The organism is Pseudomonadaceae bacterium SI-3 (assembly GCA_004010935.1).
Lineage (GTDB): Bacteria > Pseudomonadota > Gammaproteobacteria > Pseudomonadales > Pseudomonadaceae > Stutzerimonas.
This window is the reverse complement of the sequence record CP026511.1, coordinates 2,208,878-2,230,901: the sequence shown is the minus strand read 5'-3', so window position 1 is coordinate 2,230,901 and position 22,024 is coordinate 2,208,878. Positions and strand designations below refer to the sequence as shown.

Annotated in this window: 19 protein-coding genes; 9 read left to right on the top strand and 10 right to left on the bottom strand. The window is 58.2% G+C overall.

Translation table 11 applies throughout. The features are described 5' to 3' along the window. Positions 1-90: 90 nt before the first annotated feature. A complete protein-coding gene (locus C1896_10580) occupies positions 91-1,476 on the bottom strand; it encodes a cysteine--tRNA ligase (protein AZZ45312.1) in 1,386 nt (461 codons plus the stop codon). Further along, the gene (locus C1896_10575; GenBank protein AZZ45311.1) at positions 1,476-3,146 is read right to left on the bottom strand and encodes a glutamine--tRNA ligase; all 1,671 of its coding nucleotides are present in this window, start codon (positions 3,144-3,146) and stop codon (positions 1,476-1,478) included. Before C1896_10575 ends, C1896_10580 begins: the two co-directional genes overlap by 1 nt. Positions 3,147-3,343: 197 nt before the next feature. On the opposite strand from C1896_10575, the gene C1896_10570 reads away from it, so the two are divergent. Beyond that, entirely contained in the window at positions 3,344-3,838 is a 495-nt protein-coding gene (locus tag C1896_10570; protein ID AZZ45310.1) for a peptidylprolyl isomerase, read from the top strand. A gap of 6 nt (positions 3,839-3,844) precedes the next feature. After that, the gene (lpxH, locus tag C1896_10565) at positions 3,845-4,567 is read left to right on the top strand and encodes a UDP-2,3-diacylglucosamine diphosphatase (GenBank protein AZZ45309.1); all 723 of its coding nucleotides are present in this window, start codon (positions 3,845-3,847) and stop codon (positions 4,565-4,567) included. A gap of 4 nt (positions 4,568-4,571) precedes the next feature. Here lpxH and C1896_10560 read toward each other — a convergent pair whose 3' ends face one another. Continuing rightward, the gene (locus tag C1896_10560; protein ID AZZ45308.1) at positions 4,572-5,177 is read right to left on the bottom strand and encodes a tRNA-(ms[2]io[6]A)-hydroxylase; all 606 of its coding nucleotides are present in this window, start codon (positions 5,175-5,177) and stop codon (positions 4,572-4,574) included. Between the two features lie 174 nt (positions 5,178-5,351). On the opposite strand from C1896_10560, the gene C1896_10555 reads away from it, so the two are divergent. Next, the gene (locus C1896_10555; GenBank protein ID AZZ45307.1) at positions 5,352-6,215 is read left to right on the top strand and encodes a universal stress protein UspA; all 864 of its coding nucleotides are present in this window, start codon (positions 5,352-5,354) and stop codon (positions 6,213-6,215) included. A 53-nt stretch (positions 6,216-6,268) separates the two neighbouring features. Here the strand turns inward: C1896_10555 and C1896_10550 are convergent, their stop codons facing one another. After that, a complete protein-coding gene (locus C1896_10550; GenBank protein AZZ45306.1) occupies positions 6,269-6,736 on the bottom strand; it encodes a DUF1289 domain-containing protein in 468 nt (155 codons plus the stop codon). Between the two features lie 403 nt (positions 6,737-7,139). Between C1896_10550 and acnB the strand changes: the two genes are divergently transcribed. Continuing rightward, a complete protein-coding gene (gene acnB / locus C1896_10545) occupies positions 7,140-9,749 on the top strand; it encodes a bifunctional aconitate hydratase 2/2-methylisocitrate dehydratase (protein ID AZZ45305.1) in 2,610 nt (869 codons plus the stop codon). A 272-nt stretch (positions 9,750-10,021) separates the two neighbouring features. Next, entirely contained in the window at positions 10,022-11,608 is a 1,587-nt protein-coding gene (locus tag C1896_10540) for an ABC-F family ATPase (protein ID AZZ45304.1), read from the top strand. Between the two features lie 85 nt (positions 11,609-11,693). Here the strand turns inward: C1896_10540 and C1896_10535 are convergent, their stop codons facing one another. From C1896_10535 to C1896_10525, 3 genes are all read right to left on the bottom strand, one after another. Next, positions 11,694-12,401 carry a DUF1294 domain-containing protein gene (locus C1896_10535; GenBank protein ID AZZ45303.1) on the bottom strand — a complete coding sequence of 236 codons (708 nt, stop codon included), beginning with the start codon at positions 12,399-12,401 and terminating at the stop codon, positions 11,694-11,696. Positions 12,402-12,469: 68 nt separating this feature from the next. Continuing rightward, complete coding sequence (locus C1896_10530) at positions 12,470-13,444, bottom strand: alpha/beta hydrolase (GenBank protein ID AZZ45302.1); 975 nt, start codon at positions 13,442-13,444, stop codon at positions 12,470-12,472. Between the two features lie 30 nt (positions 13,445-13,474). Next, positions 13,475-14,305, bottom strand: coding sequence for an undecaprenyl-diphosphatase (locus C1896_10525; protein AZZ45301.1), 831 nt, complete (start codon positions 14,303-14,305; stop codon positions 13,475-13,477). A gap of 277 nt (positions 14,306-14,582) precedes the next feature. On the opposite strand from C1896_10525, the gene C1896_10520 reads away from it, so the two are divergent. The 4 genes from C1896_10520 (at position 14,583) to C1896_10505 (ending at position 19,255) form a co-directional block, all read left to right on the top strand. After that, the gene (locus tag C1896_10520; GenBank protein AZZ45300.1) at positions 14,583-16,217 is read left to right on the top strand and encodes a methyl-accepting chemotaxis protein; all 1,635 of its coding nucleotides are present in this window, start codon (positions 14,583-14,585) and stop codon (positions 16,215-16,217) included. 374 nt (positions 16,218-16,591) lie between these two features. Then, positions 16,592-16,861 (top strand): hypothetical protein, encoded by a 270-nt coding sequence (locus C1896_10515; GenBank protein ID AZZ45299.1) that lies wholly within the window; start codon positions 16,592-16,594, stop codon positions 16,859-16,861. Positions 16,862-17,014: 153 nt separating this feature from the next. Next, positions 17,015-17,296 carry a hypothetical protein gene (locus C1896_10510; GenBank protein ID AZZ45298.1) on the top strand — a complete coding sequence of 94 codons (282 nt, stop codon included), beginning with the start codon at positions 17,015-17,017 and terminating at the stop codon, positions 17,294-17,296. Between the two features lie 843 nt (positions 17,297-18,139). Continuing rightward, complete coding sequence (locus C1896_10505; protein AZZ45297.1) at positions 18,140-19,255, top strand: DNA topoisomerase; 1,116 nt, start codon at positions 18,140-18,142, stop codon at positions 19,253-19,255. On the opposite strand, the gene C1896_10500 is transcribed toward C1896_10505, so the two are convergent. The 3 genes from C1896_10500 to nfuA form a co-directional block, all read right to left on the bottom strand. Further along, positions 19,252-20,205: a sensor domain-containing diguanylate cyclase gene (locus tag C1896_10500; protein AZZ45296.1), complete on the bottom strand. Its 954-nt coding sequence runs from the start codon at positions 20,203-20,205 to the stop codon at positions 19,252-19,254. The genes C1896_10505 and C1896_10500 overlap by 4 nt on opposite strands. Positions 20,206-20,207: 2 nt before the next feature. After that, positions 20,208-21,191 (bottom strand): response regulator, encoded by a 984-nt coding sequence (locus tag C1896_10495; GenBank protein AZZ45295.1) that lies wholly within the window; start codon positions 21,189-21,191, stop codon positions 20,208-20,210. 140 nt (positions 21,192-21,331) lie between these two features. Further along, positions 21,332-21,916, bottom strand: coding sequence for a Fe/S biogenesis protein NfuA (gene nfuA, locus C1896_10490; GenBank protein AZZ45294.1), 585 nt, complete (start codon positions 21,914-21,916; stop codon positions 21,332-21,334). Positions 21,917-22,024: the final 108 nt, after the last annotated feature.

Genomic DNA, 22,024 nt, shown 5'->3' with positions numbered 1-22,024 from the left:
GCAGCAAAAACGGCCCCTGCAGACAACAGACGAAAAAAAGCCGCACTTCAGGGATAAACGCTGACGTGCGGCCTTAGCAGCGGATACGAGTTACTCGCCAAGACGCCAGGTCGTGCCGCCCTTCCCGTCTTCAAGAACCACACCCATAGCCGTCAGTTGATCGCGAATCCGATCGGATTCAGCCCAGTTCTTATCGGCGCGAGCCTGAAGGCGTGCAGCAATCAGCGCTTCCACCTGGGCGGCATCCACCTTGCCCTCAACCCCGGCCTGCAAGAAGGTGTCGGGATCCATCTGCAATATGCCGAGCACGCTGGCCAGCGCTTTGAGCTGCGCAGCAAGGCCGGCCGCTGCCTGCATATCCGTATCGCGTAGACGGTTGATCTCGCGAACCATTTCGAACAGCACCGCGCACGCTTCGGGCGAATTGAAGTCGTCATCCATTGCCTCGCCGAAGCGAGCCACGAACGTATCGCCACCCTGAGCGGTGGCCTCAGGTAGACCTCTGAGTGCGGTATAGAAGCGCTCAAGGGCGCCCTTGGCGTCTTTCAAACTGTCTTCGGAATAGTTGATCGGGCTGCGGTAGTGGCTGGAGACCAGCAGGTAGCGCACCACTTCCGGCTGGTATTTCTCCAGCACTTCACGAATGGTGAAGAAGTTGCCCAGCGACTTGGACATCTTCTCACCATCAACCCGGACGGCGCCGGCGTGCATCCAGGCATTGGCGTACAGCTTGCCGGTTGCCGCTTCACTCTGTGCGATCTCATTCTCATGATGCGGAAATACCAGGTCAGGGCCGCCGCCATGAATGTCGAAGGTCTCACCCAGGCAGCAGGTTGACATGACCGAGCACTCGATGTGCCAGCCCGGACGCCCTGCGCCCCAAGGCGACCCCCAACTCGGCTCTCCCGGTTTGGCAGCCTTCCATAGCACGAAATCCAAAGGGTCCTCTTTGGCCTCGTCGACCTCGATTCGCACGCCAATCTTGAGGTCCTCTATCTTGCGCCGCGACAGCTTGCCGTAGCCGACGAACTTGCCAACCCGGTAGTACACGTCACCATTGCCCGGTGCGTAGGCAAAGCCCTTGTCGATCAAGGTCTGGATCATGCCGTGCATGCCAGCAATATGGTCGGTTGCGCGAGGCTCGATGTCTGGACGTAGCACGTTGAGCCGTGCCTCGTCCTCATGCATCGCAGCGATCATGCGCCTGGTCAGCGCCTCGAACGTCTCGCCATTTTCCTGGGCTCGCCGGATGATCTTGTCGTCGATGTCAGTGATGTTGCGCACATAGGTCAATTCGTAGCCACGCTGGCGCAACCAGCGCGAAACGACATCGAATGCCACCATGACGCGTGCATGACCGATATGACAAAAGTCATAAACGGTCATGCCGCAGACATACATGCGCACCTGATTTGCGATCAGAGGCTTGAGCGGCTCCTTGGTTTTGGTCAGCGTGTTGTAAATCGCCAGCGCCATTACTGGCCTCCCCAGGAATCACGCAGCGTCACGGTACGGTTGAACACCATTGCGTCGGGCCGGCTGTCTTTGCGATCAACGCAGAAATAGCCTTCGCGCTCGAACTGGAAGCGATCCTCAGCTTCGGCCGAGGCCAACGACGGCTCGGCGCGGCAACCCTTCAACACCACCAGCGACTCCGGGTTGATGTTGTCCAGGAAGCTACCGCCATCTTCATCCTTCTCGGGATTGGCCGAGCGGAACAGACGATCGTACAAGCGCACTTCGCATTCGACGCTCTCAGCAGCCGGCACCCAATGAATGACGCCTTTGACCTTGCGACCCTCCGGGTTCTTGCCCAGCGTGTTCTCGTCGTAGGAGCAGCGCAGCTCAACAATGTTGCCTTGCTCGTCCTTGACCGCTTCATCCGCACGAATCACGTAGCTGCCACGTAGGCGCACTTCCCCACCCGGAATCAGGCGTTTGAACCCGGCCGGAGGTACTTCTTCGAAATCGGTGGCATCGATATAAATCTCCCGCGAGAACGGCAGCTGGCGCACGCCGATGTCCTGCTTCGGATGACGAGGCAGTTCGAGCGTCTCGGTCTTGTCCTCAGGATAGTTGGTGATGACCACTTTCAACGGCTTGAGGACGCACATGGCGCGCGGGGCATTGGCGTCCAGGTCTTCGCGAATGGCGAACTCGAGCATGCCTACATCCACTACACCGCCGGCGCGATTGACCCCGATCATGTCGCAGAACGTACGAATCGACGCCGGCGTGTAGCCACGACGACGGTAGCCACTGAGCGTCGACATGCGAGGATCATCCCAGCCACTGACGTGCTTTTCGTCCACGAGCTGCTTGAGCTTGCGCTTGCTGGTGATGGTGTAGTTGAGGTTAAGGCGCGCGAATTCGTACTGACGCGGACGTGCCGGAACCGGGAGGTTTTCCAGGAACCACTCGTAGAGAGGGCGGTGGTCTTCGAACTCAAGGGTGCAAATCGAGTGCGTGACGCCTTCTATGGCATCCGACTGGCCATGGGTGAAGTCATAGCTTGGATAGATGCACCAGTCGCTCCCGGTCTGGTGGTGATGCGCATGGCGAATCCGATAGAGGATCGGGTCGCGAAGATTCATGTTTGGCGAGGCCATATCGATTTTGGCCCGGAGTGCCTTTGCGCCGTCCGGAAACTCGCCAGCTTTCATCCGCGCGAACAGGTCCAGGTTTTCTTCCATGGAACGGTCGCGGAACGGACTGTTCTTGCCCGGTTCGGTCAGGCTGCCGCGGTACTCTCGGGCCTGCTCGGATGTCAGGTCGCAGACGTAAGCCTTGCCCGCTTTGATCAGCTCGATGGCCCAGTCATGCAGCTGCGAAAAATAGTTGGAGGCGTAACGCTCCTCCCCAGCCCACTCGAAGCCGAGCCACTGAACATCGCTTTTGATTGCATCGATGTATTCCTGATCTTCTTTCGCCGGATTGGTGTCGTCGAAACGAAGATTGCACTCGCCACCAAATTCTTTCGCCAGGCCGAAATTCAGGCAGATCGACTTGGCATGACCGATGTGCAGGTAGCCATTGGGCTCCGGTGGAAAGCGCGTCACGATCTTCGCGTGCTTGCCTGATTGCAGGTCGGCCTGAACGATCGGGCGGAGAAAATTTGTGGCTGCGGTAGTCTCAGGCTTGCTCATGGTGTCCTTAACGATCTGCGAGTGCGTGCCTCAGGGTAGGCCCGCCAAATCAAAGCGCTTATCATAGCGGACCCGTCAACCCCCTGACAGAGCAAAGCGCCCTGCCGCGCTATGCGCCGTAGCCGCGAGTCTTCGGGGCCGTCACGCCGGTCGCGTTGCCGCGACACATATTTCTCCCTCATTTAGGAAGGCATTCAATGATCAAGCTGCATACCAATCACGGCGTCATCACCGTCAAGCTGTTCGAAGACAAGGCACCCGAGACCACCGCCAACTTCAAGGAATACGTAAAGAGCGGTCACTACGACGGCACCATTTTCCACCGTGTGATTAGCAATTTCATGATCCAGGGCGGCGGCTTCGAGACCGGCATGAAGCAGAAAGCTACCCGCGGCCAGATCAAGAACGAAGCTAACAACGGCCTTTCCAACAAGACCGGCACCCTGGCCATGGCACGCACCATGGAGCCTCACTCGGCCTCTGCGCAGTTCTTCATCAACGTTAAAGACAATGATTTCCTCGACCACACGGCGCCGACCGTTCAAGGCTGGGGCTACACAGTATTTGGCGAAGTGGTCGAAGGCATGGACGTAGTTGAAAAGATCAAAGGCGTGCCCACCACGATGAAGTCTGGCCATCAGGACGTTCCGGTAGAAGACGTCGTGATCGAGAAAGCCGAAATCGTCGAGTAAATCGCATTGATCCTGTTGATCTCAGATCTGCATCTCGAAGAAAAACGCCCGGAGCTTACCCGGGCGTTTCTTCGTTTCCTCGAGACTCGCGCAATCGAAGCCGAGGCACTCTATATCCTCGGTGACTTTTTCGAAGTCTGGGTCGGCGATGACGGCATGACGCCTTTTCAGCATGAGATAGCCCGAGCGCTGAAAGCGCTGAGCCTGCATGGGACGCGCATCTATCTGATGCACGGCAATCGTGACTTCATGATCGGAAAAGCCTTTTGCCGCGAGGCCGGATGCACGCTGCTGGCCGACCCGCATATCGCGCAGCTCGCTGGCGAGCGCGTGTTGTTGATGCATGGCGACAGCCTATGCACGCGTGACGAAGGCTACATGCGGCTACGCCGCTGGCTGCGCAACCCGGTAAGTCTCTTCATCCTGCATAACCTTTCGCTTGCCAAGCGTCAGAAGCTGGCGCAAAAACTGCGTTCCAGCAGTAAGGAAGAGACGCGAATGAAGGCCAGGGATATCGTCGACGTAACACCCGACGAAGTGGCGAGCATCATGCAACGCTACAAAGTCCGAACCTTAATTCACGGCCACACCCACCGGCCAGCAACCCATTCGTTGCAGATCGATGGTCAAGCGGCCATCCGGATCGTCCTGGGTGACTGGGATCGCCAGGGTTGGGCGTTACAGGTCGACGAGGCAGGCCTTCACCAAGCGCCATTCGACCTGACCTGAACCGTCAAGCGGCGCTTGGTACGCCGCTGTGGAAGCGGAACTCGGAGTCAGGGCTTTCGATCAGTTCGCGCTCACGTTCACGAACGCGAACGATGGTTGCATCGATGTCCGCCGCCTCTCCATAGAGGTAGGCCAGCTTCAGGTAATCCTGAAAGTGCCTCGCTTCAGACTTTAGCAGCCCGTGGTAGAACCGCCCGAGCTCGTCGTCGAGGTGTGGCACCAGCATCGCAAAACGCTCACAAGAGCGAGCTTCGATGAATGCGCCAATCACCAGCGTATCGGTGAGCCGGTAGGGTTCGTGGTTACGCACCAACTCGCGCAAACCGGCCGCATAACGGGACGAGCCGATATTGCGCAGACTGATTTCACGCTTGCGGATGATCGAGAGCACCTGCTCGAAATGTCGCAACTCCTCCCTGGCCAGGCGCGACATCTTGTTCTGCAGATCCGGCTTATCGACATAGCGAAACATCAACTGAAAGGCAGCGCCCGCAGCCTTCTTCTCGCAGTTGCCATGATCGATCAACATCACATCCTGGTTCTGCAGCGCAACGTCGACCCACGCCGAAGGTGTCGCACAGCCAAGAAATTCGTTCAGTTCGGGGAGCATGAGGTCTTGGTATTCATGAAGGAAATGAAAGCAGCGAACAGCACGAAGTCGCTGGGCCGCCGCGCATTATACGAGCCCAGCAAGTAACGGCCAGCACTGCTTGATATAGGTCAGTGGCTGCCCTGAAGCCCTTGTCTATAGTGAAACCATCTGATCACCCAAACGGAGCCGATCATGCAAGCCATACGCTGTATCCTCGTGGTAATTGACCCAAAACTTTCCGAAAATCTGGCACTGAAAAGGGCGCGCTTGATTTCCAGCGTCAGCCAGTCCCGGCTGCACTTGCTGATCTGCGACGCCAAACAGGATCACAGCAGCTACCTAGAGCGCTTGCGCCAAGAACTCGAAGATCAGGGCCACGTCGTTACGGCTCGGCAGGCCTGGCATGAAAACCTGCACCAGACCATCATCAGCGCTCAGCAAGCCGAAGGCTGCGGCTTGGTGATCAAACAGCACATTGCCGACAACCCGCTGAAACGCGCCCTGCTGACGCCCGATGACTGGAAGCTATTGCGTTATTGCCCCTGCCCGGTGCTGATGGTCAAAACCGAAGCGCCCTGGACGGGCGGCAACATTCTGGCCGCAGTGGACGTCGGCAATGCTGACATCGAACACCGCACGCTTCATTCCAGCATCATCAATTACGGCTACCAGATTGCCTCGCTCGCTGAGGGCACACTGCATGTGATCAGCGCGCACCCTTCAGCCATGCTGTCCTCCGCTGATCCCGCGTTCCAGCTCAAGGAAACGATCGAAGCGCGTTACCGCAACGCCTGCCGGCAGTTTCAGACCGAGTTCGATATCCCTGACGGCCAACTGCATATCGAGGAAGGGCCCGCAGACGCCTTGATCCCTCGCGTCTGCCACCAGCTTCAGGCTGCCGTAACGGTCATCGGCACTGTCGCCCGCACCGGATTGTCCGGGGCTTTGATGGGCAATACCGCGGAGGTCGTGCTCGATACATTGGAAAGCGATGTGCTGGTGCTGAAGCCAGAGGACATCATCGACCACCTTGAGGAGCTCGTAGCGCAGCGCTAGGGTCATCAGCTCAGCCGAGGCTGGATATCGCCTTCCTCGGCTGTATTGAATGCCTAGCGAGCCATGTCCTGAACAAATCGAGGGGCGATATAACGCTGGTAATGCGCTTCGGAAAGGAGAAAGAACTCCCGATCGATTGCATCACGAAGCTCAGGCAAGGACCAATCACGAAACTCCGGCAGCAGCACGACGCCATAGGCTTCGAGTTGCTGAATCACGCGCGCGCCGCGTGCGATCAGTTGATAGGCCCAGCAGTAGGGTGACTGGTCGGCAACGAAGCGGATCTGTCGGCTTTCCAGCTGAGAACGCAACAGCGGCGCATCGAAAACCTCCAGCTTTGCCGCCATCACTTGCGCTAGCAATATCTCCAGGCGCTGCCAGACCGAGCGCTTGACCTCATCGCTATAGCCGTTCCAGCTCACCACTTCATGATGAAACCGTTTGCATCCGCGGCAGACGAGATCGCCGTAAACGGTGGAGCAAAGGCCTACGCAAGGGGTTTTGATTCGCTGATTGGACATGACGGACGATGAATCGAAGAACAGCGCCGCATCTTAGACTTTTGTCCAAGCCGGGTCACTGACCAATCCGGACCATGCCTCAAAAAGAGAGTCTGCAGCCCACAGATTGCGGGCCTAAGCCGAAACTGCGACATGTCCGTTGGCGGCCTCGCCATCGCTGTGCCCTGGCGTTTCACTTAACTTTGCGGGCACGTTCCAGTAGAATCGGCCCGCCGTTTTAGGCGCCATAATCCGCAAGAAGCTGTTTTCAAAGCGTCACGAGCACAGTTGACCGGCTACTTTCCGGGTGCGCAGATCCCTCTAACCTGCGTACCCGGCACCAAACCCGGCGTAAAACTTTGAAAACAGCTTCCGGATGCGCGTCCCGAGACACCCATGGGACCAATGATGAGGGTATAAAACTGTGCTTGAAGCCTATCGCAAACACGTAGAAGAGCGTGCCGCTCAGGGCGTCGTGCCCCAGCCGCTGAACGCCGAGCAGACCGCAGGCCTGGTCGAACTCCTGAAAAATCCGCCAGCTGGCGAAGAACAATTCCTCCTCGACCTGATCACCAACCGCGTTCCCGCGGGCGTGGACGAAGCCGCCTATGTCAAGGCTGGATTCCTCGCCGCTATCGCCAAGGGCGAAGCCACCTCTCCGCTGATCAGCAAGCAGCACGCTGTTGAACTGCTGGGCACCATGCAAGGTGGTTACAACATCGTCACGCTGGTCGACCTGCTCGACGACCCAGAACTTTCCGACACTACCGCAAAAGAGCTGAAGCACACCCTGCTGATGTTCGACGCGTTCCACGACGTTGCAGAGAAAGCCAAGGCTGGCAACGCGAACGCCAAAGCCGTCCTGCAGTCCTGGGCTGAAGGCGAGTGGTTCAAGAACCGCGCCCCGGTTGCCGAAAAAGTCACCTTGACCGTATTCAAGGTCACTGGCGAAACCAACACCGACGATCTGTCGCCGGCGCCTGACGCCTGGTCGCGCCCCGACATCCCGCTGCACGCACTGGCCATGCTGAAGATGGCTCGCGACGGCATCAACCCCGACGTTCCTGGCTCGGTTGGTCCACTCAAGCAGATGGAAGAACTGGCCACCAAAGGCTTCCCGGTCGCCTATGTGGGTGACGTGGTCGGTACCGGCTCTTCGCGTAAGTCCGCTACTAACTCGGTGCTGTGGTTCTTCGGCGACGACATTCCGAACGTGCCGAACAAGCGTGCCGGCGGTTTCTGCTTCGGCACCAAGATTGCGCCAATCTTCTACAACACCATGGAAGACGCCGGCGCACTGCCGATCGAGTTCGACTGCTCCGATTTGGCAATGGGCGACATCATCGATGTCTACCCCTACAAAGGCGAAGTCCGCCGCCACGGCAGCGATGAGCTGGTCACCACCTTCCAGTTGAAGACCGATGTCCTGCTCGACGAAGTTCGCGCTGGCGGTCGTATTCCGCTGATCATTGGTCGCGGCCTGACCGAAAAGGCACGTGCCGAGCTGGACATGGGCCCGTCGGACCTGTTCAAGAAGCCAGAAGCCCCCGCCGAGAGCGACAAGGGCTTTACCCTGGCACAGAAGATGGTCGGTCGCGCCTGCGGTCTGCCGGAAGGCAAAGGCGTCCGCCCGGGCACCTACTGCGAACCAAAGATGACCACCGTTGGCTCCCAGGACACCACTGGCCCGATGACCCGTGACGAGCTGAAAGACCTGGCTTGCCTGGGCTTCTCCGCTGATCTGGTCATGCAGTCGTTCTGCCACACAGCCGCTTATCCGAAGCCGATCGACGTCACCACGCATCACACCCTGCCGGACTTCATCATGACCCGCGGCGGCGTTTCCTTGCGTCCAGGCGACGGCATCATCCACAGCTGGTTGAACCGCATGCTGCTGCCGGACACTGTCGGTACCGGCGGTGACTCGCACACCCGCTTCCCGATGGGCATCTCCTTCCCGGCCGGTTCCGGCCTGGTCGCCTTCGCCGCAGCCACTGGCGTCATGCCGCTGGACATGCCGGAGTCGGTACTGGTTCGTTTCAAGGGCAAGATGCAGCCTGGCATCACGCTGCGTGACCTGGTTCATGCGATTCCCTACTACGCGATCCAGAAAGGTCTGCTGACCGTCGAGAAGAAAGGCAAGAAGAACATCTTCTCCGGCCGTATTCTCGAAATCGAAGGCCTGAACGACCTGACCGTCGAGCAAGCGTTCGAGCTGTCTGACGCTTCTGCCGAGCGTTCCGCTGCGGGTTGCACCATCAAACTGCCGGAAGCTGCGATCGCTGAGTACCTGCAGTCGAACATTACCCTGCTGCGCTGGATGATCAGTGAAGGTTACGGCGATGCTCGTACGTTGGAGCGTCGTGCTCAGGCCATGGAAGCTTGGTTGGCCAAGCCGGAACTGCTGGCTGCCGATGCAGACGCCGAATACGCCGAGATCATCGAGATCGACCTGTCCGAAGTGAACGAGCCTGTGCTCTGTGCACCTAACGACCCGGACGATGCGCGTCTGCTCTCGACCGTTCAGGGTGAGAAGATCGATGAAGTATTCATCGGCTCGTGCATGACCAACATTGGTCACTTCCGCGCCGCTGGCAAGCTGCTGGATAAAGTTGAAGGTGCTCTGCCAACTCGCCTGTGGCTGTCTCCGCCGACCAAGATGGACCAGCACCAGCTGACCGAAGAAGGCTACTACGGCATCTACGGCCGCGCTGGTGCACGCTTGGAAATGCCAGGTTGCTCGCTGTGCATGGGCAACCAAGCACGGGTTGAGACCGGCTCGACAGTCGTCTCCACCTCGACTCGTAACTTCCCTAACCGTCTGGGCGACGCGACCAACGTGTACCTGGCTTCTGCCGAACTGGCAGCAGTCGCCTCGATCCTGGGTCGCCTGCCGACCGTTGAGGAGTACATGGTCTACGCTGCTCAGATCGACACCATGGCGGCTGATGTCTACCGCTACCTGAGCTTCGATCAGATTGCCGAGTTCCGCGAGTCTGCGGCCAAAGCAAAGATCGACGTGGTCGCTGTCTGATGTTCTGACGCGCCACGCAGGTAAAACAAACGCCCCGACTGGTTCGGGGCGTTTGCATTTACGGAGTGTCATGCAACTGCCGACAGACCTATGCGACAATAGCGCCCAATGTCTGGCATCAACCCCCGCATTTCTCCCAACAGCTCGCCATAATGCGCCGCGGCTGCCGCTACTGCCTGTCCGCCGGGTCACTTTAGACTCCGCTCTAGCCGCAGTATCGCGCACCATTCAGCACCATCTGCAAGCTCCAAGTTATTGATAGGTAACCCCCTTTGATTTCCACCGCTAACATCACCATGCAGTTCGGCGCCAAGCCGCTGTTCGAAAACGTGTCAGTCAAGTTCGGCAACGGCAATCGCTACGGCCTGATCGGTGCCAACGGGTCCGGCAAGTCGACCTTCATGAAAATTCTCGGTGGCGATTTGGAGCCATCGGCCGGCCAGGTCATGCTCGAACCGAACGTGCGCCTGGGTAAGCTGCGGCAGGATCAGTTTGCCTACGAAGACTTCAATGTCATCGACACGGTGATCATGGGTCACGAGGAACTGTGGAAGGTCAAGGCCGAACGCGAACGCATCTACTCGCTGCCAGAGATGAGCGAAGACGACGGCATGGCGGTGGCAGAACTGGAAACCGAGTTCGCCGAGATGGACGGCTACACCGCCGAGTCCCGAGCTGGTGAGCTGCTGCTGGGCCTGGGTATTCCGCTGGATCAGCATTTCGGCCCGATGAGCGAGGTTGCACCCGGCTGGAAGCTCCGCGTGCTATTGGCGCAGGCGCTGTTTTCCGATCCGGAAGTGCTGCTGCTCGACGAGCCGACCAACCACCTGGACATTCACACGATCCGCTGGTTGGAAAACATACTCACGGCGCGCAACAGCACCATGATCATCATTTCCCACGACCGGCACTTCCTGAACAGTGTGTGCACGCACATGGCTGACCTGGATTACTGCGAGCTGCGCCTGTTCCCCGGTAACTACGATGAGTACATGACCGCGGCCACTCAATCTCGCGAACAGCTGCTATCGGATAACGCCAAAAAGAAGGCGCAGATTGCCGAGCTGCAGACTTTCGTCAGCCGCTTCTCGGCGAACGCTTCGAAAGCCAAGCAGGCCACCTCACGCGCCAAGCAGATCGACAAAATCCAGCTAGCTGAAGTTAAACCATCCAGCCGCGTCAGCCCCTTCATCCGCTTCGAGCAGACCAAGAAACTGCATCGCCAGGCGGTAACCGTGGAAAACGTTGCCAAAGGCTTCGACGGCAAAACATTGTTCAAGAACTTCAGTTTCACCGTCGAGGCCGGTGAGCGCGTCGCTATCATCGGCCCCAACGGCATTGGCAAGACGACCCTGTTGCGCACGTTGGTCGGCGAGCTGCAACCCGATGCCGGTGCGGTGAAGTGGACCGAGAGCGCCGAGCTTGGCTATTACGCCCAGGACCACGCAGATGATTTCGAGGACGACGTAACCCTGTTCGACTGGATGAGTCAGTGGACGCAAGGCGGCGAACAGGTCGTGCGCGGCACCCTCGGCCGCATGCTGTTTTCCAACGACGAGATCCTGAAGTCGGTTCGGGTGATTTCCGGTGGCGAACAGGGCCGCATGCTGTTTGGCAAGCTGATCCTGAAGAAGCCCAACGTGCTGCTGATGGACGAGCCGACCAACCACCTGGATATGGAATCGATCGAGGCGCTGAACCTAGCGCTGGAGAACTATCCGGGCACGCTGATTTTTGTCAGCCATGATCGGGAATTCGTTGGCTCTCTGGCGACCCGTATCATCGAGCTATCCGACTCGGGCGTGACCGACTTCAGCGGCACCTATGACGACTACCTGCGCAGTCTTGGCGTGTTCTAAACCTCGTTGAGGTAACGAAACGCCCCGCCAACGCGGGGCGTTTTTTGCATCGACGAATCATCATCGCGTACGGCTCGGTCAGTGCTCAAATTTCTAGCAATAACCCATACAGCCGCTGGACATATAGGTAGTCGAGCCATGCGAGCTGATGCACGACGACGATCAGCCAGAACACCAGCTGGAACGACAACTTGCGGGTCTTGTGGCGAAACGCTTGCTGAGCGATCAATGCCCCCGGCCAGCCACCAAGCAACTCAACAAGATGCAGGCGAGCCTCGGGTGTACGCCAGCCGCTACGCAGTGCGCTGCGCTTGTCGTGCAGGTAGAAGCCAAAAGCCAACAGGCTACCCGAGAGATAGGCATAGAGCGGCCAGTAACTACCCTGCCCCGCCAGACGAGCAAGCCCGAGCGCCGGTGACAGACACAGCAGGACGAGCGCTAGAAGCTTCGGTAGCAGCCACCTTATCGACCCATTGTGCCGTGGATGCGCTTTGGGCTTAGCGCGTGCTTGGAAGCTTCTGTTTTGTTCGGACTGGATCGCTACCGCAGGCGGTTTTCGTCGAATCGCCGGCTCGTCTAGAGACAGCCCCGAATCCAGGCGGATATGCGTGGCACCCAAACGCCCGTTCTCGTCCCGTTCGCTGATATAGAGCACCCGGTCGCCCTGCGCCGGGCGGCGAGCGCCGCGCATAGCCGAAATATGGGCGAAGATTTCCTCGCCGCCCTGTTCCGGCCGAATGAAACCGAATCCCTTCTGATCGTTCCAGCTTTTCAGCTGACCGCGTAATTCCATAGCAAGTGATCCGGCGGTAAAACCGGGGATTCTAGCCGCTTACTTTTGGAGCTACGAGCCGCAAGCAGCTATCGGGCATGGGTGTAGCGGCGCTCAAGAAAACTGAGAAGCAGCCTATTGACCTGCTCGGGCTGCTCGCTCTGTATCCAATGGCCACAGTCTTCGATGAGGTGCTGCTCAAGGTCCGGTACCCAGCTGGGCATTTTCTGCAGCGTATGAGCTTCCAGAGTGCCGACCGGGTCCTTGTCGCCTAGTAGGAAAAGCGCCGGCTGCTCCACCTTGCGCTCGGCTAACGGTGCAGTGCGCTCCCAGTTCCGCTCGAAATTGCGGTACCAGTTCAGTGCGCCACGAAAGCCGCGCCCCTCGAACGTAGCGACGTAGACGGCGAACGCGTCCGAGCCGCACCAAGCCGGCGGCGCGCCGGGGTCTCGCATCCCTTGATAAAGCGAACTGCCGACCGGCTTGTCCTGCAGGAACAAATCCTTGGGGACCGCTGCCGAGGTGTTATGCATCATCATCCGCAAAGTACGCGGAATGTCCTGATCAAGCTCGGCCTCGGCAACGCCGGACTGCTGGAAATACAGAATATAGTTGAAGCGATCGGCGAACTGGCTGCGGATGATGTCGATCGCGGGTCTCTTCGGACGGCCGCCATAAGGCACCGCCATAGCTGCGACAACGTTGACTCGCTGCGGCTCGAGCAAGGCCAGATGCCAAGCCACCGGTGCGCCCCAATCATGGCCCACCACCGCTACCGAGCAGTGACCAAGCAGGTCCATTGCCGCCTGGATGTCCGCGCAGACGGTTATCAGGTCATAGCTGGCGATATCATCCGGCGCGCTGCTTTGGCCATAGCCGCGCATCTCCGGAATCACCACACGGTAGCCTGCATCCGCCAACGCCTGGATCTGATGTCGCCACGAGTACCAGCTTTCGGGAAACCCGTGGAGCAACCAGATCACCGGGCCTTGCTCAGGCCCGGCGCAGTAAAGGCTGAGGGTGATGCCATTGATGGGCAACAGTCGGTGTTCGAATGCGTGCACAGGGCACTCCTCTGCTGTGTGCGTTGCGCGTCAGCCCGCCGCGGTACTCCAGTCGATCAAGCTGAACTGCCAAGTAGCCAAGATGATGATGCCGAAGATGATCCGGTACCAGGCAAATGCGGCATAGCTATGGTTGCCTATAAATTTCAACAGGGCGCGCACCGCCAGCATGGCGAAAATGAACGAGGTGATGAACCCAATCGCAAAGATCGGCAAGTCGCCAGGCTGAAACAGGTCGCGGTACTTGTAACCCGAATACACTGCGGCACCGACCATAGTCGGCATGGCCAGAAAGAACGAAAACTCGGTGGCAGCCTTGCGGGACAGCCCAAACAACAGCCCACCGATGATTGTCGCGCCGGACCGTGAAGTGCCGGGGATGAGCGCCAGACATTGTGCGAAGCCTACCTTCAAGGCGTGGGACCAGTGCATATCGTCGACGGTTTCGGCCTGTACTTCATGCTCGCGCTTTTCGGCCCAGAGCATCACGACCCCGCCAATGACCAACGCCGTCGCTACCGTGATCGGATTAAACAAGTATTCGTGAATGAGATCAGCGAAGGTAATTCCCAGCACTACCGCAGGGAAGAACGCGACCAACAGATTCCCGGTGAACTTCTGCGCCTGTTTCTCCCTTGGCAAACCAACGACCACATCGAAAATCTTACGACGGTACTCCCACACCACCGCCAAGATCGCACCCAACTGGATGATGATGTTGAACGCGAGCGCCCTCTCGCCGCCAAACCCAATCAGATCGGCCACGATGATCTGATGCCCGGTGCTGGATATCGGCAGAAATTCTGTAATGCCTTCCACCACCCCGAGAAGCAACGCCTGAAAGGCAATCCAAAGGTCCATCTATTCCCCAATAACGGTGCAACTCACCGCGGCTGAATACAACAAAGGTATATGTCAGATAGCCATCTGAGCGCTGTTCTGACTCGCTTGAGGCGAGTAAATTCATTGAGCCGACACGGCCGCCCTCATCTTTTTTCAGCAACGGCCGAAACCCTATGCATGGGCCATGACAAACAACCACTGCCATAGCTGATTTTCAAGGCAGACCGTGTCGCCGCGCTCCACCCCTCTATTCGAATAATAAAGAACACAAGTACCAACAGGAGCATACAACCCTATGAATCTGCTACGAAATCTTCCAATCAGCAAGCGTCTCTGGCTGATTCCGCTAGTGGCGGTTGCCATGCTCTTCATTCTTGGCCTGCTGATGATCCAGCAAGTTCGTACCGACCTGTACAGGGGCAAGCAGGTCATGACGCAAAACATCGTCGAGACTGCGCGCGGCGTGCTGACCTACTATCAGCAGCTCGAAGCCAGCGGAAGCATGACGACCGCCGAGGCGCAGAAAGCCGCGATGGACCAGGTTCGCATGATTCGCTATGGCCAGAATGACTACTTCTGGATCAACGACATGCAGCCGGTCATGGTCATGCACCCGATAAAGCCGGAGCTAGAGGGACAGGATCTTTCCAAGGTCAAAGATCCGAACGGCAAAGAGCTGTTCAACGAAATGGTCAAGGTAGCCCAACTCAAAGGAGCTGGCCTGGTTGACTACCAATGGGCGAAGCCCGGCGAAAAAGACCCTGTGCCGAAGATCTCCTATGTCGAACTATTCAAGCCATGGGGCTGGATTATCGGTTCGGGAATCTACGTTGATGATGTCGAAGCGGAGTTCCAGAACTATCTGGTCCGTTTCTCGCTCATCGGTCTGGCAATCGCTGCGCTGATGGCGGTACTGGTCGCTATTCTTATCCGCAGCATCACACAGCCGCTGCGTCACTCTATGCAGGCCATGGCCAACATCGCCAGCGGTGAAGCCGACCTGACGCGGAATCTTGACGTATCGGGTAATGACGAGCTGACCACCCTTAGCCGCGACTTCAATACTTTCACCCAAAAACTGCGCACGGTGATCGGGCAGTTGTTCGAAACCTCCGACTCACTGGAATCATCCTCCAATGCCCTGGGGGGGTTGGCCGGGCAAGCGCACAAGCAAAGTCAGCAGCAGTCACAACAGATGGAGCTGGTCGCTACTGCAGTCAACGAGGTGACCTACGCCGTTCAGGAAGTGGCAAAGAATGCCGAGCAGGCATCGAACGAAGTGGGTGACGCGGAGAAGCAGGCCGGGTTGGGGCAACGGAATATCGAAGCCAGCCTGCAGCAAATAGATCAGCTTTCGATCACCATTAACGAAGCTGTCGGGGTCATACAGTCCTTAGCGGACGAAACCACGAAGATCGGGTCAGTGCTTGAGGTCATTGGATCGATCGCCGATCAGACCAACCTCCTCGCGCTGAACGCAGCGATTGAGGCTGCCCGTGCCGGCGAACAAGGCCGCGGTTTTGCTGTAGTGGCCGACGAGGTTCGCCTGCTCGCCCAACGCACCCAGACCTCAACGGCTGAGATTCACACGATGATCGAGGGCTTGCAGAAGAATTCGGGCGCTGCAGTTAAGGTGATCATGGAAAGCAGCCGAGCATCCCAAGCCACCGTTGAACAAGCCAGCCAAGCCGGAGCCAGCCTCGTTCAGATTGCCCAGGCGCTGCGCAACCTGTCGGGGTTGAACGCATCGATAGCCAGCGCAACACTGCAACAGACCCACGTCGTTGAAGACATTAATCAGAACGTTACCCAGGCTGCCGGACTGGCTCAGCAAAGCACACACGCGGCGGAACAATCGAGTGCGGCGGGTGAGCGACTAGGCGAGCTGGCAGAGCAATTGAACCGTCTGCTCAAGCAGTTCAAAGTCTAGCCGAGCTCTACAAGCGAACTTGTATACAACGGCCAGCTCCCGAACCGGATCTGGCCGTTTTCTTTTGCCACGCCAGTTGCGGCTTTTCGCCACAGCTCAAAAGGCAGCAGACTGATGGGCTCTAAGAAGCCGTGCTCTTAGCCAAACCCGCAAAGCCAACGAAAACAGATAGTTAGCCCGAGATTAAGCTGACCATCCAAGTTGCGCCTAATGCTAGACCTTTGGCTAATTGCAAAAAAAAATCACAAAACACGAAACGACCCTGTGACTTATCAGTCCTCTGTGTACATCAATGGATATGTAAGGCCAACGCCGGCAGCCTGGCGGCAGGCTCAATATCCGATTTTTGGTTACCACACAGAGAGACATGCCTGATGAACAGCCCGCTTCGCTTCAACGACGCCCTCCTTATCACTGACCGTGCGTTTAAGCCGTTCCAGTGCGTCGCCTGGACGCTGCTCGAAGGCAATGGCGAACTCAGCATCACGGTCCTGGATGGCAGCGAATCGCGCACCGTGGGCCATTGCAAATTGGCGAGCAACGTCTACTCCGACCCGATCAAGCTCGGTCAGTCGCTGGAGCAGGCACGCGCCGATCTGAGTCGTCAGGGTATGCATCTCGCGCCTTGGCAGATGCCTGAGTAAGTCACTCCTTCTTGATAAGGCCCGGTTGCGCAAGCGCCGGGCCTTTTTCGTTGCATTTCGCTTGGCCACCAATGATGGCGCCGCTAGGAAAAAACGGACCCATTCGATTGTTCAACGGTCCCAGCAATAAGCGAATAAACGAAGGAGTGATCCATGAAAGGTGCAGAAGCCTACGTCAACGATCAATGGCACAGCAGCGGACTGGCCGATTTGCCGGAGGGCGCCCAAAGCCATTGCGTTTCCCTGAAGTTCATCATCCCTCGCGACACACAGTCCACGGGGCTGATCACGCATATCCGTGATGTGGCGCAGAAACGTCTGAGCGAGTTTTACAAAGGCCGTCAGGTGATGCACAGACCGGTACAAGGCTCGGTCGTCGGAGACGGCAGCGGCGATGGGATAAACCTCGTCTTCGACGTCGCACCGGCGAAATAGATAGTCGCCTCGGCGGTGCATGCTGATGACCAAAACGCCTGCAATTGATGAAGCCAGGCGCATCAGCGAGGTGCCCTTCTCACTCTGCCGTGCGACCACTCAGCCGACCATGAGGGCAGCAGCTTCTCGCTACGAGTCACCAACGCAGCGGGTGGCGAAGCTCCGTCGATTTCGCATGTCACACGGCCCTCTATACAACACCTAATTACCTGCTGGCTTGCTGGAGAACGCACGGCGCCAGCAGCGCAAGGATGGCGCCCAGTTAAGCGCGTGGTCCACGCCTGCGCAGCCCAGCGTGACGGGATGACGTCTAGCTCGTAAGCACCAACCGTACAACCGACTGGTCTTTTACTGCCACCAATAGCCTCAGCAATATCGAGCGGGGCGGCCGATCATTACGCGTCAACAAGAAGCTTTGCGCGGTCGCACCAAACCGTTCATACCGACGCTTGCACGCGGTCCGAACCCCTTTCAGTTGCGTCGGTCTCTTATTGAGACAAGCACTGTGCCCCTTCAGCCCAGCTGCCTTTTCTCATCCGCAACCCAGGAGCGCTTACATGATCGGAGACTATTCCTCGATAAATGACCATCTGGAAAGTGCACGACGGCTGGCTGACAGCGCAGAAACCAAGGCAGACCCAGCTATCTACCGAGAGGCAATTGACGAACTGGTTGCCGCGATAAGGCTGTTGATGCGTAACAGCCAGGAAAGCGAAGACTGACACTGTCTTCAGTCCTGCGCATCGCCACCGGCCACCCAGGGATAGCCTGGCTGCACTCATCTAAGATTCGTTAATGCGGCCAGGCTTTACCAGGCCGGGCCGCGGCCCTTCAGGAGCATGCATGCTGATCGATCAGGACAGCGAGACGGCTTTGCACTTAGCGGAAGGTGTGCGTGCGCTTCCGGCGGACGAGCAATTGGATACCGGCACCGCCCTCTGCCCTGAGCTACCAGCCGATCTGCATTATGTAGACGACCACGTTCCAGGTATCAGTCGACGAAAGCTCGGCGGCAAATTCGCTTACTTCCTGCCGACCGGAGAACGTATTCGGGATACGCATGAGATAACGCGCATCAACAAGCTGGCCATTCCCCCGGCCTACTCTGACGTCTGGATCTGCCCGGATCCGCAAGGCCATATGCAAGCAACTGGACGAGATGCTCGCGGACGCAAGCAATATCGTTATCACCCCCGCTGGCGAGAAATCCGGGACGACAACAAGTACGAGCGGGTTCTGTCGTTCGGTACTGCCCTTCCGCGAATGCGCGAGCGCCTGGAGGAGCACTTGGCTTTGCGCGGCATGCCGCGACAAAAAGTGATGGCCTTGCTGGTGCAATTGCTTGAGTCGACGCTGATCCGAGTTGGCAACCCACGTTATGCAAAGGAAAACCGTTCCTACGGGCTCACCACTCTACGAACCCGTCATGTCGATGTACGAGGCTCTGCGATCCGCTTTCAGTTCCGTGGCAAAAGCGGTGTAGAGCATCGCGTAACGCTAAGGAACCAGCGGCTGGCGCGCATCGTGCGCCGCTGCATGGAGCTACCTGGCCAGCACCTGTTTCAATACCTGGACGAAAACGGGATGCGGCACCCAGTGAATTCAAGCGACGTCAACGCGTTCATCCACGAGATGACCGGGGGCGACTTCACAGCCAAGGATTATCGAACTTGGGCAGGCAGTGCGCTGGCGTTGGACTATCTGCGCAAACGTGAGTGGCGACCAGAGACGGTGGCGCGGCGCAATCTGGTCGAAGTGGTCAAGCTAGTGTCTCACCAGCTCGGCAATACTCCCGCCGTGTGTCGCCAGTGCTACATTCATCCCGACGTGCTTGAAGCCTTTGCTACTGGCGAACTGGCGCAGCTGGGCAAGGCCAGAAAGCGCAAATGGATGAGCAGCGAGGAAGTCACCTTGCTGAAATTCCTGAGCAGCCGCACTGCGCCCACCGCAGCATCCTAGCGGTACAGGGTGACCTGATTGCGCCCTGAGGCTTTCGAAGAATACAGAGCAATATCCGCACGTTCGATCAGTTGCGCATAGCCATTGGTGGGCTCGCTGAGATCCGCGATCCCGAGACTGACGGTAAAGCGAATGCTGCGCCCTTCGTGGACGACCTCATGCGCTTCGATGGATTGCCGTAGCCGCTCGGCGAACGTCACCGCCCCCTCGCTATCGGTATCCGGCAGCAGCACCACGAACTCTTCACCGCCGTAGCGTCCGGCAATGTCCGCATCGCGCGTGCTCTGTCGAACCAGTTCGGCAGTCTGCTGGATGACCGCATCACCCGCCTGATGACCGTAGCTGTCGTTGATCTTCTTGAAGTGGTCGATATCGAACATCACCAACGCGGCATTGCGCTCGTAGCGCCGATGCCGGGCGTAGTCTTGACGCAACATCTCCTCCCAATGGCCCCGGTTGAACAGGCCAGTCAGGCGGTCGGTGCTGGAGAGGCGCTGCAGTTCTTGATTCGCCGCTTGCAACTGGCGGCGGTTGGTCGCCACGTCGGTAACGTCGTAGATGATCAGGCAGACCTGCTCGATGCTGCCATTGAGCGCCTTCAACGGCATCAAGGTGGTGTTCTGGTACATGAAGTCTTCCAGCCCGGTGATCGGCTGGTAATTCTTGAATCGCAGCAGGTAAGGCCGCTGTTCCCAGATGGTGAACGATGGCGTCCCGAGTGTCGCAACGTTTTCCACCTTGCGCCGAAACCACTGCTCGTCGACTTCTGGAAAGAGCTCGAAGAAAGTCTTCTTGCGCGCCTCTTCTGGCAGCCGTCCGGAGCGGTTCTCCATGAAGGTATTCCACACATCGATGCGGTACTCGCGATCAAGCACCACGACACCGACATCAATGCTCTGGACGATAGCCAGCAACCAGTGGAGTTCACTCAGATCGTTCGAGTCGGGCATGGTCAGTTCATCTCAAGGGCGAGTTTGCGCGACAGCAGCTCAACCGAGTCTTCGGTGAACAGCAAGAGCAGGTCGAAATGAATGTCGTGACCTTCCAGGCTGTAGCTGATCTCCACCGCCAGGGTGTTTTTCCAACGTTGCCGGTTGACGCGAATGAGCTCGTCGATCGAAGCATGCTGGCCGAGCACCTGTGGGTGACCCTGAGAAAACACCACATCGATTTGGTCTGCGATGCCACTGAGGCACGCACTGATTAGCAGACTGGAAAGATCGAGCAGCATCTCAAGTTCGAGATATTCGTCGGCGCGCATCAGACGCGCCATATCGGCAATCTCCGAATCATGGAAGATCAACAGCGCCTCGCCGGCGATGCCCCCGCCGATATAGCCCTGGCACACCGCTGACAACTTGTCGCCCTGAGCCGCATCGGCCAGCGCCATGTGCAATTCGCCGACTTCGAGGATATTCACATTGGGAATCGGCAGCTGTACGAACACCCCCAACACCTTGGCGAGCAACGCCGCCGCGCGTCCCATCGCAACGTTGACCACCTCGCGGAATGCGTCGCGGAACGAGACCTGCCCCACGCTCCGCTCCCCGAGCGCTGGGAGCTCGCTACCCACGACCCCGAGGCCCGCCAGGGTCTGTTGCAAATGCAGCGGATCGGCAGGCTTGCGGATGAATGCCAGCGCCCCCAGCCCGAGCACCCGGCGCACCGCCTCTTCCTGAACGTCCGCCGATATCACGATGACCTTGCATCCCAGTTGCTCTTGGCGAAGAGCAGCCAGAACCTGGTAGCCGTCCATGTCCGGCATGGTCAGATCAAGCAGCAAGACGTCCACGCCGCCTTCACGAATTCGTTCCAGCGCCTCGCGACCGCTGGCAGCCTGGAGAATGTCCAGCGGCCACGCAGCCGGCAGCGCGCGCAGCAGTTGCTTGCGCGCCAGGCTTGAATCATCGCAAATCAATACGGTAACGGCAGACATGCAGCGCTCGCTCACTTGGCCAGGCCCCTGGAACCTGGACAGCTTATCTCAGCTAACGAGCGCCGTGGTGGGGACACATGAAGATAGTGGCATTTTGCCAGCAAAGTGACCGATACGACCACCGTTTAGGCTGTTACCACTTAATAGTAAGCATTGTCCCGATTGGTGTGGTCGGTCACGTCACGAACGCCCTTCAGCTCCGGAATCCGCTCCAGCAAGGTCTTTTCGATACCTTCCTTGAGCGTTACATCAGCCTGGCCACAGCCTTGGCACCCGCCGCCAAACTGGAGTACCGCCACGCCCTCATCCACGACATCGATCAATGTCACCTGCCCGCCATGGCTCGCAAGACCAGGATTGATTTCGGTCTGCAGGTAGTAATTGATGCGCTCGTTGAGCGGGCTGTCTTCGTTGACCATCGGCACCTTGGCGTTGGGTGCCTTGATCGTCAGCTGGCCGCCCATGCGGTCGGTGGCGTAGTCAACCAGGGCGTCTTCCAGGAAGGGCTCGCTGATACCGTCGATCCAAGCGGTGAAGCTTTTCAGGGAAATCGCGATGTCATCCGGCTTTTCCTCTCCCGGCTTGCAATAGGCAATGCAGGTCTCAGCGTAGGGCGTGCCGGGCTGAGTGATGAAGACCCGGATGCCAATCCCGGTGGTGTTCTGCTTTTCAAGCAGGTCGGCCAGGTAATCATGTGCAGCTTCGGTAATGGTAATGGCGCTCATGGGAACTCCTCTCATACATGCCCAGCAGTGTACGCCAACCACTGCGCTGGATAAAGTCCTAGCGTTTTAGTAGGAATTGCCTGATAGAAGGTAGTTAATCGGTACACC